The following is a 19112-nucleotide window of genomic DNA, read 5'->3' on the forward strand; positions in this document are numbered from 1 at the left end:
ATCTTCACAACAAAACAGTGCTAGTTGTAACCCAGAGCGCAAGCCTGCACAGCGAACTCACTCTTTCTCAGTCTTTACGTGCTGGAGGGTTCAGCGGCTCCCAGCGACCGGCCACATTCTTGAGCAAGGTATTCACTGCCGTCAGCCTGCGGTTTTTGACGTTGTTGAGCGTGTTTTGCGCACTCAGCACCGAAGTCTGGGCCGAGAGCACATTCAGATAGGCCACGATGCCGGCCTTGTACTGGTTGTTGGCCACCGTGAGCGACTTCTGCGCCGCCACCAGCGCCTCGGCCTGCACCTGCTCTTCCTGCGCCAGATTGACGGCCGCGACCAGATTGTCTTCTACCTCCTGCAGCGCCGTCAGCACCGTCTGCTTGTAGGTCGCGGCATTCAGGTCCAGCGTGGCGCGGGCCGATTCAACAGCCGCCGAGCGCGCACCGCCATCAAAAAGACTCATGGCCAGCGCCGGGCCCAGCGACCAAAACAGATTGGGCGCATTGAGCAGATCAGACAGGATGGAGTTGCGATAACCACCCGATGCGGACAAGGTGAGCGAGGGGAAGAACGCCGCACGCGCCACGCCCACCTGTGCATTGGCCATGGCCACGCGGCGCTCTGCCGCCGCAATGTCGGGACGGCGCTCCAGCAGGGTGGATGCCAGCATTTCAGGCACCACGGGCGGCGTGGGCAGCACTGCGGTCACCGGCAGGCTGAACTGCGCCGGAGCCTTTCCCAGCAAGGCGGCCAGTGCGTGCTCGTACTGCGCGCGGGTGATCTGAGCATCCAGCAAGCTGGCCTGCGTGCTCTTGTACTGCGACTGGGCCTGCGCCACATCGGCAGACGACACCACGCCCGACTGGTAACGGTTTTGCGTCAGCTTCAGGCTTTGCGCATAGGCGTCCAGACTCTCCTGCAAAAATTGCATCTGCGACTCTGCAGCACGCAGCGAGAAGTAGGTCTGCGCCACCGATGCCTGAGCCGACAGGCGGGCCGCCGCCAGATCATCCGCACTGGCCTGGGCCGAGGCACGACTGGCATCGACTGCGCCCGATAGCTTGCCCCACAAGTCCAGCTCCCAGCTGGCGCTCAAGCCCAACGAGAAGTTGTTGTTGATGCTGCCGCTGCGGGCCACGTTATCGCCGTTGGTGTTGCTGTAGGTGCCGCCCCCCGTCAGCGAACGCGTGCCGCTGCCCGTGGTGCTGAGCGTGGGCAGCTGCCCAGCCCGGCTGCTGGCGACTGCGGCTTGCGCCGAACGCAGGCGGGCCACGGCCTGCTCCACACTGGCGTTGCCAGCGGCAGCGGCATCTTGCAACTGGTTGAGCACGGCGTCGCCATACACCGTCCACCATTGATCAGGCACGGTGACTGCAGGGCTGCCTGCCACGGTCTGCGCAGGTTGCCACACGCCAAACTGGGCCGCCTGTGGCGTGGCTTCCTTGAACTGGGCAGGCACATCCAGCTTGGGGACTTCATAGACGGGCTGGGTGGAGCATGCCGCCAGCATGACAGCTGCAACAACGGGCAATAGACGGGGAATCGAGCGAGGCAGCGCCATGGCGGATTTCTTCATAAAAGTGAGCTGCTTACGCTTTACCTGATTGGGCTTGAGGCCGATTTGATTCAAAAACTGTGTGGACATATTCATCTCACTTCACCTCGGCCACGGCGACGACAACTGCTTTGTGCTGTGTCTTGGGAGCACGCGAGCACAGGCGCATGACGCGATTGCGCGCACGGTCCAGCAATACATAGACCACGGGCGTGGTGTAGAGCGTGAGCAACTGGCTAAGCAGCAGGCCACCCACAATCGCAATGCCCAGCGGCTGGCGCAGCTCCGCCCCGTCGCCACGACCCAACGCCAGCGGCAGCGCGCCAAACAAGGCGGCCATGGTGGTCATCAAAATGGGTCGCAGGCGCAGATGGCAGGCTCGGTAAATGGCCTGGGCAGCTGTGGCGTGGCCGCCCTTTTCTCGCTCCAGCGCGAAGTCGATCATCATGATGGCGTTCTTCTTGACAAGCCCAATGAGCAAGATGACACCGATAAAGGCGATCAACGAAAACTCGGTCTTGAACAGCATCAGCGCTAGCAGCGCGCCCACACCTGCCGATGGCAGCGTGGACAGAATCGTCAGCGGGTGCACCAGGTTTTCATAGAGGATGCCCAGCACCAGATAAATGGTGATGATGGCCGCCAGAATGAGCAGCGGCTGCCCGGCCAGCATCTGCTGGAAGGCCCCCGCCGAGCCACTGAAGCTGCCGCGAATGGACACGGGCACACCCAGCTCCACCATGGCATTGCGAATCGCATCGTTCGCCTGCGACAGGGACATATTCGGCGCAAGGTTGTAGCTCACCGTACTGGCAGGCGTGCCGCTCTGGTGCTGCACAGACAGCGGGGTGGTCGATGTGGTGATCTTGGCAAACGCCGTCAGCGGAATCTGCTGACCCGCGCTGTTGACGAAGAAGAAGCCGCGCAGTGCTTCCGGGCTCTGCAGATACTGGTTTGATGCCGTCATCACCACCCGGTACTGGTTCAGCGGGTTGTAGATCACGCCCACCTGACGCTGACCAAAGGCATCGTTCAGCGTGTTGTCGATCTGCGCAACCGTCAGCCCCAGGCGCGTGGCCTGATCGCGGTCAATGACCAGCTTTGTCTGCACGCCGTTATCCTGGACGTCGCTGTTCACATCGGCCAGCTCTGGCAAGGTGGAAAGCACTTGCCGAATGCGCGGCTCCCACAGGCGCAGCTCAGCCGTGTCGTCGGCCTGCAGCGTGTACTGATAGGCCGACATGCTCTGGCGTCCGCCAATGCGCACATCGCTCTGGGTCACCATGAACAGGCGCGCGCCCGGCTCATCCTTGAGCTTTTCACGCAGGCGGTTGATGACTTCATCGCTCGATACTTTGCGCTCAGCCATGGGCTTGAGCGACATGAACATATTGGCCGAGTTGGCCTGACCGCCGCCGGTAAAGCCGGTCACATATTCCACAGCCGGGTCCTGCTGCACGACATCCAGAAAGCGCTTGATACGGCGCTCCATGGCCTGAAAGGATGTGGACTGGTCAGCGCGGATAAAGCCCATGACGCGGCCTGTGTCCTCGCTGGGCATAAAGCCTTTTTCAATGGCCGTGTAGAGGTAGACATTGAGGCCGATGACTGCGACCAAGGCCGCCATCACCACGGGCTGGTGGCGCAGACCCCATGCCAGAGACTTGCGGTACAGCGCGGTCAGTCTCTTCTCGAAACGATCCATGGCCTGCGAGACACGCAGCCAGAAGGCATCCCAGCGGCGCGAGAACGGGCTCTTGGCCCGCTCGGCGCGGCGGCGCTCTTCTTCGGCGGGCGTACGCAGCAAAGCTGCACACATCATGGGGGTGGTGGTCAGCGAGATGATCATGGACACCAAAATGGCTGCCGACATGACCACGGCAAACTCTCGGAAGAACCGGCCCACCACGCCCGCCATGAACAAAATGGGCACGAACACCGCTATCAGGGACAGGCTCATGGAGACCACGGTAAAGCCAATCTCGCGGGCACCTTCAATAGCCGCCTGCATGGCGCTCTTGCCGCGCTCCATGTGGCGCATGACGTTTTCAAGCACCACGATGGCGTCATCGACCACAAAGCCGGCTGCAACCGTCAGCGCCATCAGCGAGAGGTTATCCAGCGTGTAGCCGCACAGATACATGATGCCGAAGGTGCCCAGCAGCGATGCGGGCACGGCCACAGCCGGAATCAGCGTGGCGCGCAGGCGGCGCAAAAAGACGAACACGACCATGATGACCAGCGCCACCGAAATCAGCAGCGCGTTCTGCACCTCTTTGACCGAAGCTCGCAGCGTGGGCGTGCGGTCCGAGATCACCGTCACATCAATGGCTGGATTGATGGAGGCCCTGAGCTGCGGCAGCATGGCGCGCACCTTGTCCACGGACTGCAAAATATTTGCATCTGGCTGCTTGAAGACTTGCAGCAACACCGCAGGCTTGCCATTCATCACGCCGTAGTTGCGCACATCCTGCACAGAGTCGGTAACGTCTGCCACATCGGACAAACGCACGGCGTTGCCGTTGTTCCAGCGCAGCACCAGCGGTGCATATTCAGCGGCAGTGCGGGCCTGGTCGTTGGTCGCAACCTGCCAGTATTGGTCGTCACGCTCTACCGCGCCCAGCGGGCGGTTGGCGTTGGTGGAAGTGATGGCAGTGCGCACGGAATCGAGCGACACACCTTTGGCGGCCAGCCGCACCGGGTCCAGTTCCACGCGTACGGCGGGCAAGGCTCCGCCGTTGATCGAAGCCTGCCCCACGCCATCCACTTGCGCCAGCTTCTGCGCCAGCACCGTGCTGGCCGCGTCATACATCTGGCCACGGGTCAGCGATTCAGACGTCAGCGCCAGAATCATGATGGGCGCATCTGCCGGGTTCACCTTGCGATAAGTCGGATTGCTGGGCATGCCGGATGGCAGCAGGGTACGCGCCGCGTTGATGGCGGCCTGCACATCATGGGCCGCGCTATCAACGGTGCGCGTCAGGTCAAACTGCAGCGTGATGCGCGTGCTGCCCATGCTGGAGCTGGACGTCATCTCGTTGACGCCCGCAATCGCGCCCAGCGCCCGCTCAAGCGGGGTGGCCACGGTGGCTGCCATGGTGTCAGGGGCAGCACCAGGCAAACTGGCGGTGACAGAGATCGTCGGATAGTCCACCTGCGGCAGCGGTGCCACCGGCAGCAGAAAGTAGGCCACGCCACCCACCAGCGCCATGCCTATGGTCAGCAAGATGGTGGCGATGGGGCGAAAGATGAAAGGCGTGGAAATGCTCATGGCTTTGTTCCACCCTGCTCACCCATGACTTCCGCTTCGGAATGCGGCAGATGCTTGACAGCAGACAGGCCGCGCTTGGTGCGCCAGTTTTCGGCCCAGCTCTCAAAGGTCAGGTAGATAACAGGGGTGGTGAACAGCGTCAGCAACTGGCTGACCAGCAGGCCGCCCACCAAAGTTACGCCCAGCGGTTGGCGCAGCTCGCTACCCACACCAGAGCCCAGCATCATGGGCAGCGCACTCAGCAATGCGGCCAGCGTGGTCATGATGATGGGGCGAAAGCGCAGCAGGCAGGCCTGATAGATGGCATCGCGCGCATTCATGCCCTCTTCACGCTGAGCATCCAGCGCGAAGTCAATCATCATGATGGCGTTCTTCTTGACGATACCAATCAACAAGATGATGCCGATGATGGCAATGATGTCCAGATCCAGCCCCGCTACCAGCAAAGCCAGCAGAGCACCGACGCCCGCCGATGGCAGAGTCGAGAGAATCGTGATCGGGTGAATCGTGCTTTCATAGAGCACGCCCAGCACGATATACATGGTGATCACAGCCGCCAGCACCAAGAGCAGCGTGTTGGACAGCGAAGCCTGAAACGCCAGTGCTGCGCCCTGGAACTGCGCATCCACCGACAGCGGAATCTGTCCTTCATCGCGCAAGGTCTGAATGACTTGCTTGGATGCATCCACCGCATGACCCAGCGATACACCTTGCGCGGTGTTAAAGGAGATAGTGGCTGCGGGCAACTGGCCCACGTGGTTCACGGCCAGCGCCATGGGGCGCTCGCTCACCGTGGCAATCGACGACAGCGGCACGGGTGCGCCGGTGGAAGATGCTGCATAAATGGTCTGCAATGCCTCGGGGCCGACCTTGAACTGTGGCGCTACTTCCAGCACCACGCGGTACTGGTTGGACTGAGTGAAGATGGTGGAGATCAGCCGCTGTCCAAACGCGTTGTAGAGGGCCGAATCCACCGATGCCACCGTCACACCCAGACGGCTGGCCTGCGCGCGGTCAATCTGCACATAGGCCTGACGGCCCTGGTTCTGCAGATCGCTGCTCACATCCAGCAGCTCGGGAAGTTGCTGCAGCTTTTCAACCAGCGCCTTGGTGCTGGCCGTCAGCTGCGTCATGTCGGGCGAAGACAGCAGCAACTGGTACTGGGTGCGCGCTTGCCGGTCTTCAATAGTCAAGTCCTGCACGGGCTGGGCGTAGAGGCGGATGCCGGACACATGCTGTGCATCTTCGGCCAGACGATTGAGCACTACGGGCAAAGTATCGCGCTGGCCATGGGGCTTGAGGTCGATCTGAATGCGGCCGGTGTTGAGCGTGGTATTGGTGCCATCCACGCCAATAAAGGACGAGATGGACGCCACGGCCGGGTCTTTAAGCAGCTGCTCGGCCAGCGCCTGCTGGCGCTCGGCCATGGCAGCGAAAGAGATGGACTGATCGGCCTCGGTGGTCGCGGCAATCGTGCCCGTGTCCTGCTCGGGGAAAAAGCCCTTGGGCACGACGAAATACAGCAGCACCGTCACGGCCAGCGTGGCCAGAAACACCAACCAGGTCAGCTTGCTGTGGTCCAGCACCCAGGTCAGCATGCGGCCGTATTCGGCAATTACCTTGTCAAAGAAACGTGCAACGGCAGCGTCTATGCCTTTGGATTCTGCAGCCTGCTCAGTTTCGGGCTTGTGGCGCAGTAAGCGCGCGCACAGCATGGGCGTGAGCGTGAGCGAGACCACGGCAGATATCAAAATTGCCACCGTCATGGTGATGGCAAATTCGTGGAACAGACGCCCCACCACGTCACCCATGAAGAGCAATGGAATCAGCACCGCCACCAGAGAGATGGTCAGCGAGATGATGGTGAAGCCGATCTGCTTGGCCCCCTTGAGCGCGGCCTGCATGGGTGGCTCGCCCTTTTCCACATAGCGGGCGATGTTCTCGATCATCACAATGGCATCGTCCACCACAAAACCGGTGGAGATGGTCAGCGCCATCAGCGTAAGGTTGTTGATGGAGTAGCCGGCCAGATACATGACACCGAAGGTGCCGATCAGAGACAGCGGCACCGCCACGCTAGGGATCAGCGTGGCCGAAGCGCTGCGCAGGAACAGGAAAATCACCATCACTACCAGAGCAATGGCCAGGCCCAGTTCAAACTGCATGTCCTCGACCGAGGCGCGGATGGTCACGGTGCGATCCGTCAGCACCTGCACATCAATGGATGCGGGCAGCGTTTCTTTGAGCTGAGGCAGCAAAGCCTTGATGGCATCAACCGTTTCGATCACGTTGGCACCGGGCTGGCGGCGAATGTTCAAAATCACTGCCGATTTGGAACCCGTGTCTGGCGTACCAGACCAAGCGGCAAGGCGGGTGTTTTCGGCGTCATCCACGGTCTGCGCCACATCGGACAGGCGCACGGGGTTGCCGTTTTTAAAGGCGATGATGAGGTTGCGGTACTCGGCCGCAGACTGCATCTGGTCGTTGGCATCGATGGTGGATGCGCGATTAGGGCCGTCAAAACTGCCCTTGGCGGTCTTGACGTTGGCCGCTGAGATGGCAGAGCGCACATCATCAAGCGTCATGCCAAAGCTAGCCAGAGCGGCAGGGTTGGCCTGAATACGCACAGCCGGGCGGCGCGCACCAGCAATGGCAACCAGACCCACGCCCTTGACCTGCGAGAGCTTGGGTGCAAGCCGGTTTTCCACCAGATCATTGATCTTGATAACGGGCTGCGAAGGCGAGCTGATGGCCAGCGTCAGCACCGGTGCATCGGCCGGGTTGACCTTGCTGTACAGCGGGGGCATGGGCAGGTCGCTGGGCAGCAGATTGCTGCCGGCGTTGATGGCGGCCTGTACCTGCTGCTCGGCCACGTCCATGGACATGGACAGCGAGAAGCGCAGATTAATGACCGATGCGCCACCAGAGCTGGTGGACGACATCTGGTCCAGCCCTGGCATCTGGCCAAACTGCCGCTCAAGCGGCGCTGTGACGTTGGAGGTCATCACATCGGGGCTGGCGCCCGGATACAGCGTGGTGACCTGAATGGTGGGGTAGTCCACCTCGGGCAGAGCCGAGATGGGCAACAGTCGGTAGGCAAGAATGCCCGCAATCAGCACCGCGACCATCAGCAAGCTGGTGGCAATGGGTCTAAGAATAAAGATGCGCGAGATATTCATGATGGCCGCAGCTTCTGCCTATGCTCAGCGGCCTGCGCTGTTTGCGCCACCATTTGCGTTGCCACTGGTTCCGCCATTGGCTTCACGCTCGGCACGCATTTTCTGGAAAAAGGCCTTGCGCTCTTCAGGCGACATGGCATCCAGCTTCTCGCGCTGCTCGGGCGTCAGCTGGGGACGGTCACCCCGCCCTTCGCCTCGTCCCTCACCTCGCCCTTCACCACCGCGCTCTCCACGTCCTTCAGCGCGCTGTGCCGCAGGTGCTGTCGATTCCGGCTGAGCTTGTTGAGCCTTGGCAGGCTCTGCAGCGCCCGTCTTGTCCTGTGCCTCAGGCTTGCGGGGCTGATCGCCGCTGCGGCCTTCACTGGCGGGGGCGGCTCCTGGACCCGCATTTGCGCCATTGGCACCGCGCTCGGCGCGCAGCTTCTGGAAGAAAGCCTTGCGCTCGTCAGGTGTCATCTTGGAGAGTTTTTCGCGCTGCTCAGGCGTCAGATTGCGCATGCCGCGCGGCTGGCCGGCGGCGTCCTGCACGGCCTGATCGACCTTTTTGACTTTTTCAGAATCCACCACCGTGACCTGAGCGCCTTCGCGCAAGCGGTCAATACCGTCGGTCACCACCTTGTCACCCGGCTCCAGCTCGCCGCGCACGCTGACAAAGTCGCCATCCGTCACGCCCACGGTGATCTTGCGCTGGGTAACGGTGTTATCGGACTTGACCAGATACACATAGTTGTTCTGCACGGCATTGGCCGGAACGGCCAGCACCTGATCGAGCTGGCGCACCTGCAGCTTGACGTTGACAAACTGGTTGGCAAACAGCCTGCGCTCAGCATTGTCAAACGCGGCCTTGGCCTTGACGGTGCCGGTGGTCGTATCAATGGTGTTGTCCAGCGCATTGAGCAGGCCCTTGGCCAGAATCTGCTTTTGCTCGCGGTCCCACAGCTCCACCGGCATGGACTGGCCTGCGCTCAATTGCTGGGCCAAGGTGCTGACATGGGCTTCGGGAATGGAGAAAACGGCATCAATTGGCCGCACCTGCGAAATCGTCACCAGACCATTGGTATCCGAGGGGTTGACCACATTGCCCAGATCGGCCTGACGCAAACCCAGTCGACCCGAGATAGGTGCCGTAATCTTGGTATAGCTCAGTTGCAGCTTGGCGGCATCGACCTGGCCCTGGTCTGCAGCCACAGTGCCTTGCAGCTGGCGCACCAGCGCCTCTTGCGTATCCACCTGCTGGCGGGCAATCGAGTCCTGCGCCAGCAACTCCTTGTAGCGCTTCAAATCCAGCTGCGCATTCATGAGCTGCGCCTGATCGCGCGCCAGCGAGCCCTGCACCTGCGCCAGGGCTGCGGTAAAGCTGCGCGGATCAATCTCGGCCAGTAACTGACCTGCCTTGACCTCGTCACCTTCCTTGAAGTGCAGCTTGAGCAGCTCGCCCGAGACCTTGGCCCGCACCACGGCTGTGGCCCGCGCATTCATGGTGCCGATAGCGCTGATGAGCACGCGCATATCACGCCGCTCAACCACACCCACCGACACAGGCTGAGACTGCCCCGCACCGCCTGGACCGCCCGGGCCCATGCGGCCACCGCGCCCACCCGGTCCTGATTTAGGAGCAGTTTGCGCTGATGCATCCTGCCCTGCACCCTGTTTTTGCTTGTACCACCAGTAGCCCCCAGCCGATGCAGCCAGCGCCAGAACGACGGCAGCCAAAATGGCAGGACTGGCCTTGCCCAGCTGAGAAGATTGAGGGGTTGGAGTCAAAGAAGGTGTGCTGGGCATGGTGTGAGCGCAGGAAGTTCGAGCCTGAATTGCCGCCAATGGTATCTATTTGCAATTCAACCTTCGGTCAGGCAGCGCCGGCTTTGCCTGCATTTACCCGCGCTTTACCTTGGGTTTACCTGTGTCACTCTGCAAAAAACAGTGCTGACTTTCATCAAACCAATGCCGTGGATTTCAGGCCTCATGCTTGACTGCTGACACTGCCACGGGTGCGCCCGCACTGCGGCAGCCACGAATCTGGCTCCAAGGAGAAACCGATATGACCACCGAACGCCTGACCAACCACCCCGAAGAAGCCGCAGTCCGCGCCCCTCTGGAGCTGTACATGCGCGGCCACGCCGAAGACAACGCCGAGCATATGCGCGCTGCCTTCATGCCCACGGCCCGCCTGGAGTCCGTGCGCGAAGGTCCGCTGACATCCTGGGATGTGGACTTCTACTGCCAGCGTTTCAAGAACACGCCCGCCGCTGACGAAGCCACGCGCCGCCGCGTGATCGACTCGCTGGACATCGTGGGCACCGCCGCCATGGCCAAGGTCACCCTCTATCACGGCGCCGTGACTTTCACCGACTACTTCCTGCTGCTCAAGACCGAGCAAGGCTGGAAGATTGCCAACAAGGCCTTCCACGCTCAGCCCCAGTAATCGGGCAACAGCAAGCCGAAACGGCTTTGAAGACAAGGCCTCTGCCCATACGGCAGAGGCCTTTTTTGTTGGCTCACCTGTTGATGCGGCGCTCCTCTTCGCCAAATCGAGCAGCCTCAGGGCTGTCAGAAAAATCAGTACCGACCGGCTCAAGCTGACACAGGTCAAGCCTCTCCTGATTTCCCCTAACCCCTTGCCCCAAAAGCCCCTGAATGACAGCAGGCGCACACTGATTCACAGACTCAAAGAACCTGTCGAATATTCAAATAAAACAAGGCTCTAGCGCTTGATTGGATTGCGTCATCAGCTATCAAACCAGTAGTAGTCAATAGCTGACGCTCAGCCACCACATTCAGGGCGATATTTGTAAAAAACTTGATACCGGCGTCCGTAGAATCTCTTCCTTGGTTAGAACACACAGATCGCCCCTTGAGGCTTACCAGCTCCAAACCGCGCGACACAACACAGCCTACTTTTTGGAGACACCATGCAGGCTTTACTCGCCCTGTCAAAGGGCATAGACAGGCTCAATGCCTTTGTCGGCAAATATTCCATCTGGCTGATATTTGCCGCAACCTTCATCAGCGCCGCCAACGCCATCGTCCGCAAGGTCTTTGACACCAGCTCCAACGCCTTCCTGGAAGTGCAGTGGTACCTGTTTGCCTGGTCCTTTTTGATTGCCGCTGGCTACACCCTGCTGCACCGCGAGCATGTGCGCATCGACGTCATCAACTCCCGCCTGTCCAAGAAAACGCAGGTCTGGATCGACATCATCGGCTTCGCCCTGTTCCTGACACCGCTGTGCATCACGATTTTGTGGCTGAGCACGCCCGTTGCCATTCAGATGTACCAGTCGGGCGAAGTATCGGGCAACCCAGGGGGTCTGATTCGCTGGCCTGTGTGGGCCGCCATCCCTGTAGGTATCACGCTGCTGATGCTGCAAGGCTGGTCTGAGCTAATCAAGCGCATCGCATTTTTGACCGGCAATGGCCCCGACCCCATGGGCAAGCTGCAGGACAAGAGCGCCGAAGAAGAGCTGGCCGAAGCACTGCGTGCCGAAGCTGATCGCAAGCAGGCTGAGGCGCTGGCCGCTCAGGCCAAGGCATAAGAAGTAGCGGGAGACATTAATGGAATTTATCGCTACCAACTACGCCCCCATCATGTTTGCGGGGCTGATCTGTTTCTTGCTGCTGGGCTTCCCCGTGGCATTCAGTCTGGGTGCTGCGGGCCTGGCCTTCGGCTTTCTGGGCATCGAGCTGGGCGTCTTCCCCTCGTCCGTCATGGCCTGGCTGCCCCAGCGCCTGATCGGCATCATGGCCAACGACACCTTGCTGGCCGTCCCCTTCTTTACCTTGATGGGCCTGATTCTTGAACGATCAGGCATGGCAGAAGACTTGCTGGACACCGTCGGTCAGGTCTTCGGCCCCATCCGCGGTGGTCTGGCTCTGGCTGTGATTTTTGTGGGCGCGCTGCTGGCTGCCACCACCGGTGTGGTCGCCGCTTCGGTGATCTCCATGGGCCTGATCTCGCTGCCTATCATGCTACGCTACGGCTACGACCGCCCCTTGTCTGCGGGCGTGATTGCCGCATCCGGCACGCTGGCCCAGATCATTCCGCCATCGCTGGTGCTGATTCTGATGGCCGACCAGTTGGGCAAGAGCGTGGGCGATATGTACAAGGGCGCCTTCATCCCCGGCTTCATGCTGATGGGTCTGTATGTGCTGTGGGTCATGTTCCTGGCCGTGTTCAAGCCCAAGCTGGTCCCCGCACTGCCGCCTGAAGCCCGTATCTACCGCGAAGCCAATGGCAACGGCGGCTACACCTCGCTGGTCGTGGTGCTGGGTCTGTCCACCATCGTTGCCATCTTCCTGGCCAACCACATGGCGGACCTGCACACCTGGTGGCAGGGCAAGGAAGTGCTGGACGTTGCCACAGACGAGAAGATTGTCTCCGCCATGTGCGGCGGCACCTTCATGGCCTTTGTGATCGCTTCGCTGAACCGCGTGTTCAAGCTGGGCCTGCTGTCCAAGCTGGCCGAGCGCGTGACCTTTGTGCTGATCCCCCCCCTGCTGCTGATCTTCCTGGTGCTGGGCACCATCTTCCTGGGCATTGCAACCCCCACCGAAGGCGGCGCCATGGGCGCGATGGCTGCGCTCATCATGGGCTTTGCACGCGGTCGCCTGAACATGGCCCTGCTCAAGCAGGCTCTGGCATCCACCACCAAGCTGGCCAGCTTTGTGATGTTCATCATGATTGGCGCCACCACCTTCAGTCTGGTCTTCCAGGCTGCTGACGGCCCCAAGTGGGTTGAGCACCTGCTGACCGGCCTGCCCGGCGGCCAGGTGGGCTTCCTGATCGTGGTGAACGTCATGATATTCTTCCTGGCCTTCTTCCTGGACTACTTTGAGCTGTCGTTCATCGTGGTGCCGCTGCTGGGCCCAGTGGCCGAGAAGATGGGCATTGATCTGATCTGGTTCGGCGTGCTGCTTGCGGTCAATATGCAGACCTCCTTCATGCACCCACCATTCGGCTTTGCGCTGTTCTTCCTGCGCTCCGTCGCCCCCGATAAGCAGTATGTGGACAAGGTCACGCACAAGGTCATCGAGCCTGTGACCACCATGCAGATCTACAAGGGTGCCATTCCCTTTGTGCTGATCCAGCTGGTGATGGTGGGCGTACTGATCGCCTTCCCAGGCATCGTGACGGGCGCGCTCGATAAACCGGTCGTCGTCGACATGCAGAAGGTCGGCGACCAGCTGCAGGAGCAGTTGAACGATGCTGGCGGCGGCTACGGAGCAGACAACCCGTTTGGCGCACCTGAAGGTGGCGAAGAAGGCTCTGCCCCTGCCGAAGCACCCAAAGACGGCAGCCAGCCTGCCCCAGTGCCCCCTAGCGCTGATACCGGTTACGGCTCGGACGACCCGGCCAAGGCTCTGCAGGATTCGCTGACGCCCGCACCTGCTGCCAAGTAAAGAGCAGAAGTAAGAGCTGGCAGCCAGAAACTGGCAGCTTCTCGACAGGCCCCGCCTCGCAAGAGCCGGGGCTTTTTCATGCCTGCCCTGCAGCGGAGATAAAAACAATAGCTTTCAGCGCTTGATAAGCATTGCCCTCAAGAGCATAAGACTCTGAAACCCATGAATAGCAAGCGCTGGCAGCTCACTAAATAAAAAAAGCCGCAAGAGATTCTTGCGGCTTTTGGCGCTTGCGGTGCAGCCTGGCTGCACCTTGAAAAGCATCAGATCTTGGCGGTAGCCATGTACTGGTTGAAAGGGTACTCGGAGAAGCGGTTCCACAGGATCTGATCGCGCTGGAAGGCGCGCATGTCCTGGTGAATCTTCTTGAACTCGGGCGACTTGGCTTCGTGCTCGGCAAACACTTCCATGGAGGCCTTGAAACCAGCGTCCATCAAAGGCTTGGGGAACATCTTCAGCTGCGTCTTGTTGGCCACCAGGCGCTTGATGGCCTGGGGGTTCAGCACCTGGTACTTGGAGGTCATGTCCATGGCAGCCACGCGAGTCGCGGCATCCAGAATGGCCTTGTTCTCGGGCGACAGAGCGTTGTACTTCTTGATGTTGATGAAGAACTCCAGCTCGGCAGAGCCTTCCCACCAGCCGGGATAGTAGTAGTAAGGCGCAACCTTGTTGAAGCCCAGCTTTTCATCGTCGTAAGGACCGACGAATTCCACAGCATCCAGCGTGCCCTTTTCCAGAGCCTGGTACACATCGCCAGCAGGCATGTTCTGCGCCACCACGCCCAGCTTGGCCATGGCCTCGCCGAACACACCGCCACCCAGACGCATCTTCAGACCCTTGAGGTCTTCCACGGTCTTGATTTCCTTGCGGTACCAGCCGCCCATCTGGGTGGTGGTGTTACCGGCGGATGCGGTCTTGAAGTTGTACTTGGCGAAGAAAGCATCCAGCAGCTTGCGGCCGTTACCATGATCCTTCCAGCCATTCATCTGCAGCGCGGTCAGGCCAAAAGGCACGGCGCAGCTGAAGGCGAAGATGGGGTCTTTGCCGGTGAAGTAGTAGGCCGCCGTCTGTGCCATGTCGATGGTGTCGCCCTGCAGTGCATCCACCACGCCAAAAGCGGGCATCAGCTCGCCAGCGGGGTGCACCGAGATTTCAAACTTGCCGCCCGACATGGCCTTGACCACTTGCGACAGCTTTTCTGCGCTACCGAAGATGGTGTCCAGCGACTTGGGGAAGCTGGAAGCCAGACGCCAGCGCACTGCGGCCTGAGCGTGAACAGCGGGAGCTGCACCAGCAGCCAGCACGCCGGCGATACCCGCATTTTTCAGAATAGAACGACGATCCACTTTTTAGTCTCCTTGAGGAAATTATTGGGCTGGCACAGATGACTGATCTAAGCCAGCTTCACTCATGTAACAGGCACAAAATGTACACGAGCCCAACGCGGAGTGCTCACTAAAAAGTGACCGTTCATTTAAGAAGTTCTACCTAGTGATTTTCATCAACCTCAACCTAAAAAGAGCAAGCGCTTACAGCCGAACAGCGCTCATATAGCTGGAATAGCGAAATTCCGAAAACCGGTCCCACAGCAGCTGGTCATGCTGAAACCCGCGCATGCTGCGGTGAATTTTCTTGAACATGGCCGACTTGGCTTCATGCTCGGCCATGGTCGCCATCACAGCCTTGAAGCCCGCGTCCATCAACTCGCGCGGGAAGGCGCGCAATTGCACTCTTTCACTCAGCAGCTTCTTCAATGCTGCGGGGTTCAGCGCCAGATATTTGGCCGTCAAATCCTTGGCCGCCAGCGCGGCAGCGGCTTCCACCATAGCCCGGTGCTCAGGCGCCAGCGCGGCAAAGGCCTTGGTGTTGATGAAATAGGCCAGCTCGGCCCCGCCCTCCCACCAGCCAGGGTAGTAGTAGTAAGGCGCAATCTTGCCAAAGCCCAGCTTCTGGTCGTCGTAGGGGCCGACAAACTCCACCGCATCGAGCCGGCCTTTTTCCAGCGCCTGCTGCGCATCGCCAATCGGCATGTTGAAGGCCTGCACCCCCAGCTTTTGCAGTGCATCGCCCAGCAGGCCACCGCCTGCGCGCATGCGCAGCCCATGCAGGTCCTGCACGGTCTTGATTTCTTTGCGGTACCAGCCGCCCATCTGCGTGCCTGTGTTGCCGGCGCTCAGGCTCTTGATGTTGTACTGGGCGTAGAAGTCATCCATGAGCTTGCGCCCACCGCCATACTCCATCCAGGCATCCATCTGCCGGGCCGTCAGACCAAAGGGAACGGCGCAGCCCAGAGCGAAGCAGTAGTCTTTGTCGGTGAAGTAGTACGGCGCCGTCAGCGCAATCTCCACCGTACCGTTCTGCACGCCTTCCATCACGCCAAACGCGGGCATCAGCTCGCCTGCGGCGTGGATGCTGACTTCGATCTGGCCTGCAGACATGACGCGCAGCGTCTGGGCAAATTTTTCTGCAGCGCCAGAGATGGCGTCCAGTACTTTAGGGAAGCTCGTCACAAGGCGCCAGCGCAGCACCTCCTGGGCGCGAACGGCAGGTGCGACACCCGCAGCCAGCACGCCCGCCATGCCCACATGTTTGACGAGTGAGCGACGATCCATGAATATTTCTCCGCAATAAGTTTGTCTGTGACTCAACCGTTATAGCAGGCTGAGCTCAAGCCCCAGCCATTCTAGAAACGCAGATGCCGACTGTGTGGAGATTCAGGTCTGCCGTCAGTTTTCTTTGCCATGTCACAAAGAAAAAGGCCCTTCAATGAAGGGCCTCGTTTTTGCTCTGCGACTCAGGCAGCAAGACGTTTGCGAATCGAGGCTTCAATGCCTTCAGCATCCAGTCCTTGCAGCGCCAGCAGCTTGACGGGATCGCCATGCTCAATGAACTGATCGGGCAGGCCCAGTTGCAGCACGCTCTTGGTCACGCCGTGGGCGGCCAGAGCCTCCATCACCGCCGTGCCAGCACCACCCATGATGCAGCTGTCTTCCAGCGTCACGATCAAATCATGCTCGGCAGCCAGTTTGAGCAGCAGTGCTTCATCCAGTGGCTTGGCCCAGCGCATATTGGCCACGCTTGCGTCCAGCGCCTCGGCTGCTTGCAATGCGGGGTAGAGCAGCGGACCGAAGGCCAGAATTGCCACCTTTTTAGAGGTCGATTCGCGGCGCATTTCGCCCTTGCCGAAGGGCAAAGCGTCCAGACTTTCCAGCGGAGCCACGCCCACACCAGCGCCGCGCGGGTAGCGCACGCAGACGGGGTGGTTTTGCGCGTAAGCCGTGCTCAGCAACTGGCGCGTTTCGCGCTCGTCGGCCGGGCAAGCCATACTCATATTCGGAATGCAGCGCACAAAGGCAACATCGTATGCACCGGCGTGCGTAGCGCCGTCAGCGCCCACCAGACCTGCACGGTCCAGCGCAAACACCACGGGCAGGTTTTGCAGGGCCACGTCGTGAATCAGCTGGTCGTAGCCGCGCTGCAAAAAGGTCGAATAGATGGCGACCACGGGCTTGAGCCCTTCGCAGGCCATGCCACCCGCAAAGGTGACGGCGTGCTGCTCGGCAATGCCCACGTCGTAGTAGCGACCGGGGAAGCGCTTGTGAAACTCCACCATGCCCGAGCCTTCGCGCATGGCAGGCGTGATACCCACAAGGCGCTGATCCTTGGCCGCCATATCGCACAGCCAGGAGCCAAAGACTTGCGTAAAAGTCTGCTTGGCCGGTGTAGCGGACTTGACCAAGCCAACAGCCGGATCGAACTTGCCGGGGCCGTGATAAGCAATCGGGTCAGCCTCGGCCATCTTGTAGCCCTGACCTTTTTTGGTGACTACGTGCAGGAACTGCGGGCCTTTCAGACCTTTGATGTTCTCCAGCGTAGGAATCAGCGAATCCAGATCGTGACCATCAATCGGGCCGATGTAGTTGAAGCCGAACTGCTCAAACATGGTGGCAGGCACGACCATGCCCTTGGCCTGCTGCTCAAGGCGCTTGGCCAGCTCCAGCAGTGGAGGCACTTGCTTGAGGACGCTCTTGCCCACATCGCGGGCCTTGGCGTAGAACTGGCCGCTCATCAGCTGGGCCAGATAGCGGTTCAGCGCTCCCACGGGCGGGCTGATGCTCATATCGTTGTCATTGAGGATGACCAGCAGATTGGCATCCGTCACACCGCCGTTGTTCAGCGCCTCAAAGGCCATGCCGGCCGTCATCGCACCGTCGCCAATCACGGCGATGGCACGGCGGTCTTCGCCCTTTTGCTTGGCCGCCATGGCCATGCCTAAAGCGGCAGAAATACTGGTGGACGAATGCGCCGTGCCAAAAGTGTCGTATTCACTCTCGGTGCGCTGAGGAAAGCCCGACAGACCGCCCATCTGGCGCAGCGTGGACATGCGGTCGCGGCGACCGGTCAGAATCTTGTGCGGATAGGTCTGGTGGCCCACGTCCCAGACGATGCGGTCATAGGGCGTGTTGAACACCGCATGCAGCGCCACCGTCAGCTCCACCGTTCCCAGATTGGAGCTGAGGTGCCCGCCTGTCTTGGAGACACTGTCGATCACATAGCCGCGCAGCTCGGCGGCCAGCGTCTTGAGCTGCGCACGCGGCAGGCGGCGCATCTCTGCGGGATCATTGATGCTCTGCAGCAAGGGGAATGTGTTCGTGGACATGATCTATATTTTTGATAGCTGCTAGTGCTTGCCAATACTGGGTTACAGGGCTTTTTTATTCTTGTTTTTTAGTGCGTGCGCTGCACCACCATATCAGCCAGCGCCGCCAGCGCCTGCGTATCTGCCAGGCCGCTGCGGGCCAGCGCGGCATGGGCCTGCAGGCGCAGCTCTTCAGCATGCGCGCGTGCAGTGTCCAGCCCCAGCAGGGACACATAGGTAGGCTTGTCATTGGCGGCATCCTTGCCCGCCGTCTTGCCCAGCGTGGCCGAATCTGCGACCACATCCAGAATGTCATCAACGACCTGGAAGGCTACGCCCAGCGCCTGACCATAGTCCGTCAGCGCAGCCAGAGCCGCCCCATCCGTTTTTTCATTGCAGGCAGCGCCCATGAGCACGCTGCCCAGCAGCAGCGCGCCGGTCTTGAGGCGGTGCATTTCGCGCAACTGCGCTTCATCGAGTTGTTTGCCCACGCTGGCCAGATCAATGGCCTGACCGCCGGCCATGCCCTGACCGCCTGCGGCAGCGCCCAGCAAGCGGCAAAGCTTGGCCTGCATGGAGCAGGGAATGCCTTCGTCCTCAGGCAGCAGCAGCTCAAAGGCCAGCGCCTGCAGCGCATCACCAGCCAGCAGAGCCAAGGCTTCGCCAAACTGCACATGCACAGTGGGCTTGCCGCGGCGCATGATGTCGTTGTCCATGCAGGGCATATCATCGTGCACCAGCGAGTAAGCGTGGATCAGCTCCACCGCGCAACCGGCGCGCAGCATGGCCGCCGCTTGCCCGCCCACGGCTTCGGCAGCCGCCCAGACCAGCAACGGGCGCAGGCGCTTGCCACCATCGAGCACGGCGTAGCGCATGGCTTCACCCAGACCGGCAGGCGTGTTGATGCCCACCCAGCGCGACAGCGCATCCTCGGTGCGAGCCAGTCGCTCCTGCATCCAGGCAGAAAAATCCAGGGCAGGCTTGCCCGCGTTCAAAGAAGTCGACGGTTCAGCAATCATTGATTCATTCATGGGCGGCATATTCAAGGCGGTAGTCTCTAGGTCTGAATCTAGCTCA

The 19112-nt window shown here is 60.5% G+C and carries 11 protein-coding genes; 3 read left to right on the forward strand and 8 right to left on the reverse strand.

Going from position 1 to position 19112, the window contains the following annotated elements:
* Window positions 1-67: 67 nt before the first annotated feature.
* Genes RSF91_RS12095 through RSF91_RS12110 form a run of 4 tightly spaced genes read right to left on the reverse strand, consistent with a single transcriptional unit; the run spans window position 68 to window position 9781 of the window.
* Window positions 68-1645: an efflux transporter outer membrane subunit gene (locus RSF91_RS12095; protein ID WP_332568653.1), complete on the reverse strand. Its 1578-nt coding sequence runs from the start codon at window positions 1643-1645 to the stop codon at window positions 68-70.
* A 1-nt stretch (window position 1646) separates the two neighbouring features.
* Entirely contained in the window at window positions 1647-4820 is a 3174-nt protein-coding gene (locus RSF91_RS12100) for an efflux RND transporter permease subunit (RefSeq protein WP_332568654.1), read from the reverse strand.
* Window positions 4817-7999 carry an MdtB/MuxB family multidrug efflux RND transporter permease subunit gene (locus tag RSF91_RS12105; RefSeq protein ID WP_332568655.1) on the reverse strand — a complete coding sequence of 1061 codons (3183 nt, stop codon included), beginning with the start codon at window positions 7997-7999 and terminating at the stop codon, window positions 4817-4819. The genes RSF91_RS12100 and RSF91_RS12105 overlap by 4 nt, the downstream gene beginning before the upstream one ends.
* 24 nt (window positions 8000-8023) lie before the next feature.
* Window positions 8024-9781 (reverse strand): MdtA/MuxA family multidrug efflux RND transporter periplasmic adaptor subunit, encoded by a 1758-nt coding sequence (locus RSF91_RS12110; protein WP_332568656.1) that lies wholly within the window; start codon window positions 9779-9781, stop codon window positions 8024-8026.
* Window positions 9782-10040: 259 nt separating this feature from the next.
* On the opposite strand from RSF91_RS12110, the gene RSF91_RS12115 reads away from it, so the two are divergent.
* From RSF91_RS12115 to RSF91_RS12125, 3 genes are all read left to right on the forward strand, one after another.
* Window positions 10041-10424, forward strand: a complete 384-nt coding sequence (locus RSF91_RS12115) for a nuclear transport factor 2 family protein (RefSeq protein ID WP_198461324.1) — start codon at window positions 10041-10043, stop codon at window positions 10422-10424.
* 487 nt (window positions 10425-10911) lie between these two features.
* The gene (locus RSF91_RS12120; RefSeq protein ID WP_198461322.1) at window positions 10912-11532 is read left to right on the forward strand and encodes a TRAP transporter small permease subunit; all 621 of its coding nucleotides are present in this window, start codon (window positions 10912-10914) and stop codon (window positions 11530-11532) included.
* 19 nt (window positions 11533-11551) lie between these two features.
* The gene (locus RSF91_RS12125) at window positions 11552-13396 is read left to right on the forward strand and encodes a TRAP transporter large permease (RefSeq protein WP_332568657.1); all 1845 of its coding nucleotides are present in this window, start codon (window positions 11552-11554) and stop codon (window positions 13394-13396) included.
* A 263-nt stretch (window positions 13397-13659) separates the two neighbouring features.
* On the opposite strand, the gene RSF91_RS12130 is transcribed toward RSF91_RS12125, so the two are convergent.
* The 4 genes from RSF91_RS12130 to RSF91_RS12145 form a co-directional block, all read right to left on the reverse strand.
* Window positions 13660-14742, reverse strand: coding sequence for a TRAP transporter substrate-binding protein (locus RSF91_RS12130; protein ID WP_099736119.1), 1083 nt, complete (start codon window positions 14740-14742; stop codon window positions 13660-13662).
* 183 nt (window positions 14743-14925) lie between these two features.
* Window positions 14926-16008, reverse strand: coding sequence for an ABC transporter substrate-binding protein (locus RSF91_RS12135; RefSeq protein WP_332568658.1), 1083 nt, complete (start codon window positions 16006-16008; stop codon window positions 14926-14928).
* Between the two features lie 182 nt (window positions 16009-16190).
* Window positions 16191-18056: a 1-deoxy-D-xylulose-5-phosphate synthase gene (gene dxs, locus RSF91_RS12140; RefSeq protein ID WP_332568659.1), complete on the reverse strand. Its 1866-nt coding sequence runs from the start codon at window positions 18054-18056 to the stop codon at window positions 16191-16193.
* A 68-nt stretch (window positions 18057-18124) separates the two neighbouring features.
* Complete coding sequence (locus tag RSF91_RS12145; RefSeq protein WP_332568660.1) at window positions 18125-19066, reverse strand: polyprenyl synthetase family protein; 942 nt, start codon at window positions 19064-19066, stop codon at window positions 18125-18127.
* Window positions 19067-19112: the final 46 nt, after the last annotated feature.

It is taken from the genome of Comamonas sp. (assembly GCF_036643215.1).
In the GTDB taxonomy this organism is placed as follows: Bacteria; Pseudomonadota; Gammaproteobacteria; order Burkholderiales; family Burkholderiaceae_C; genus Comamonas.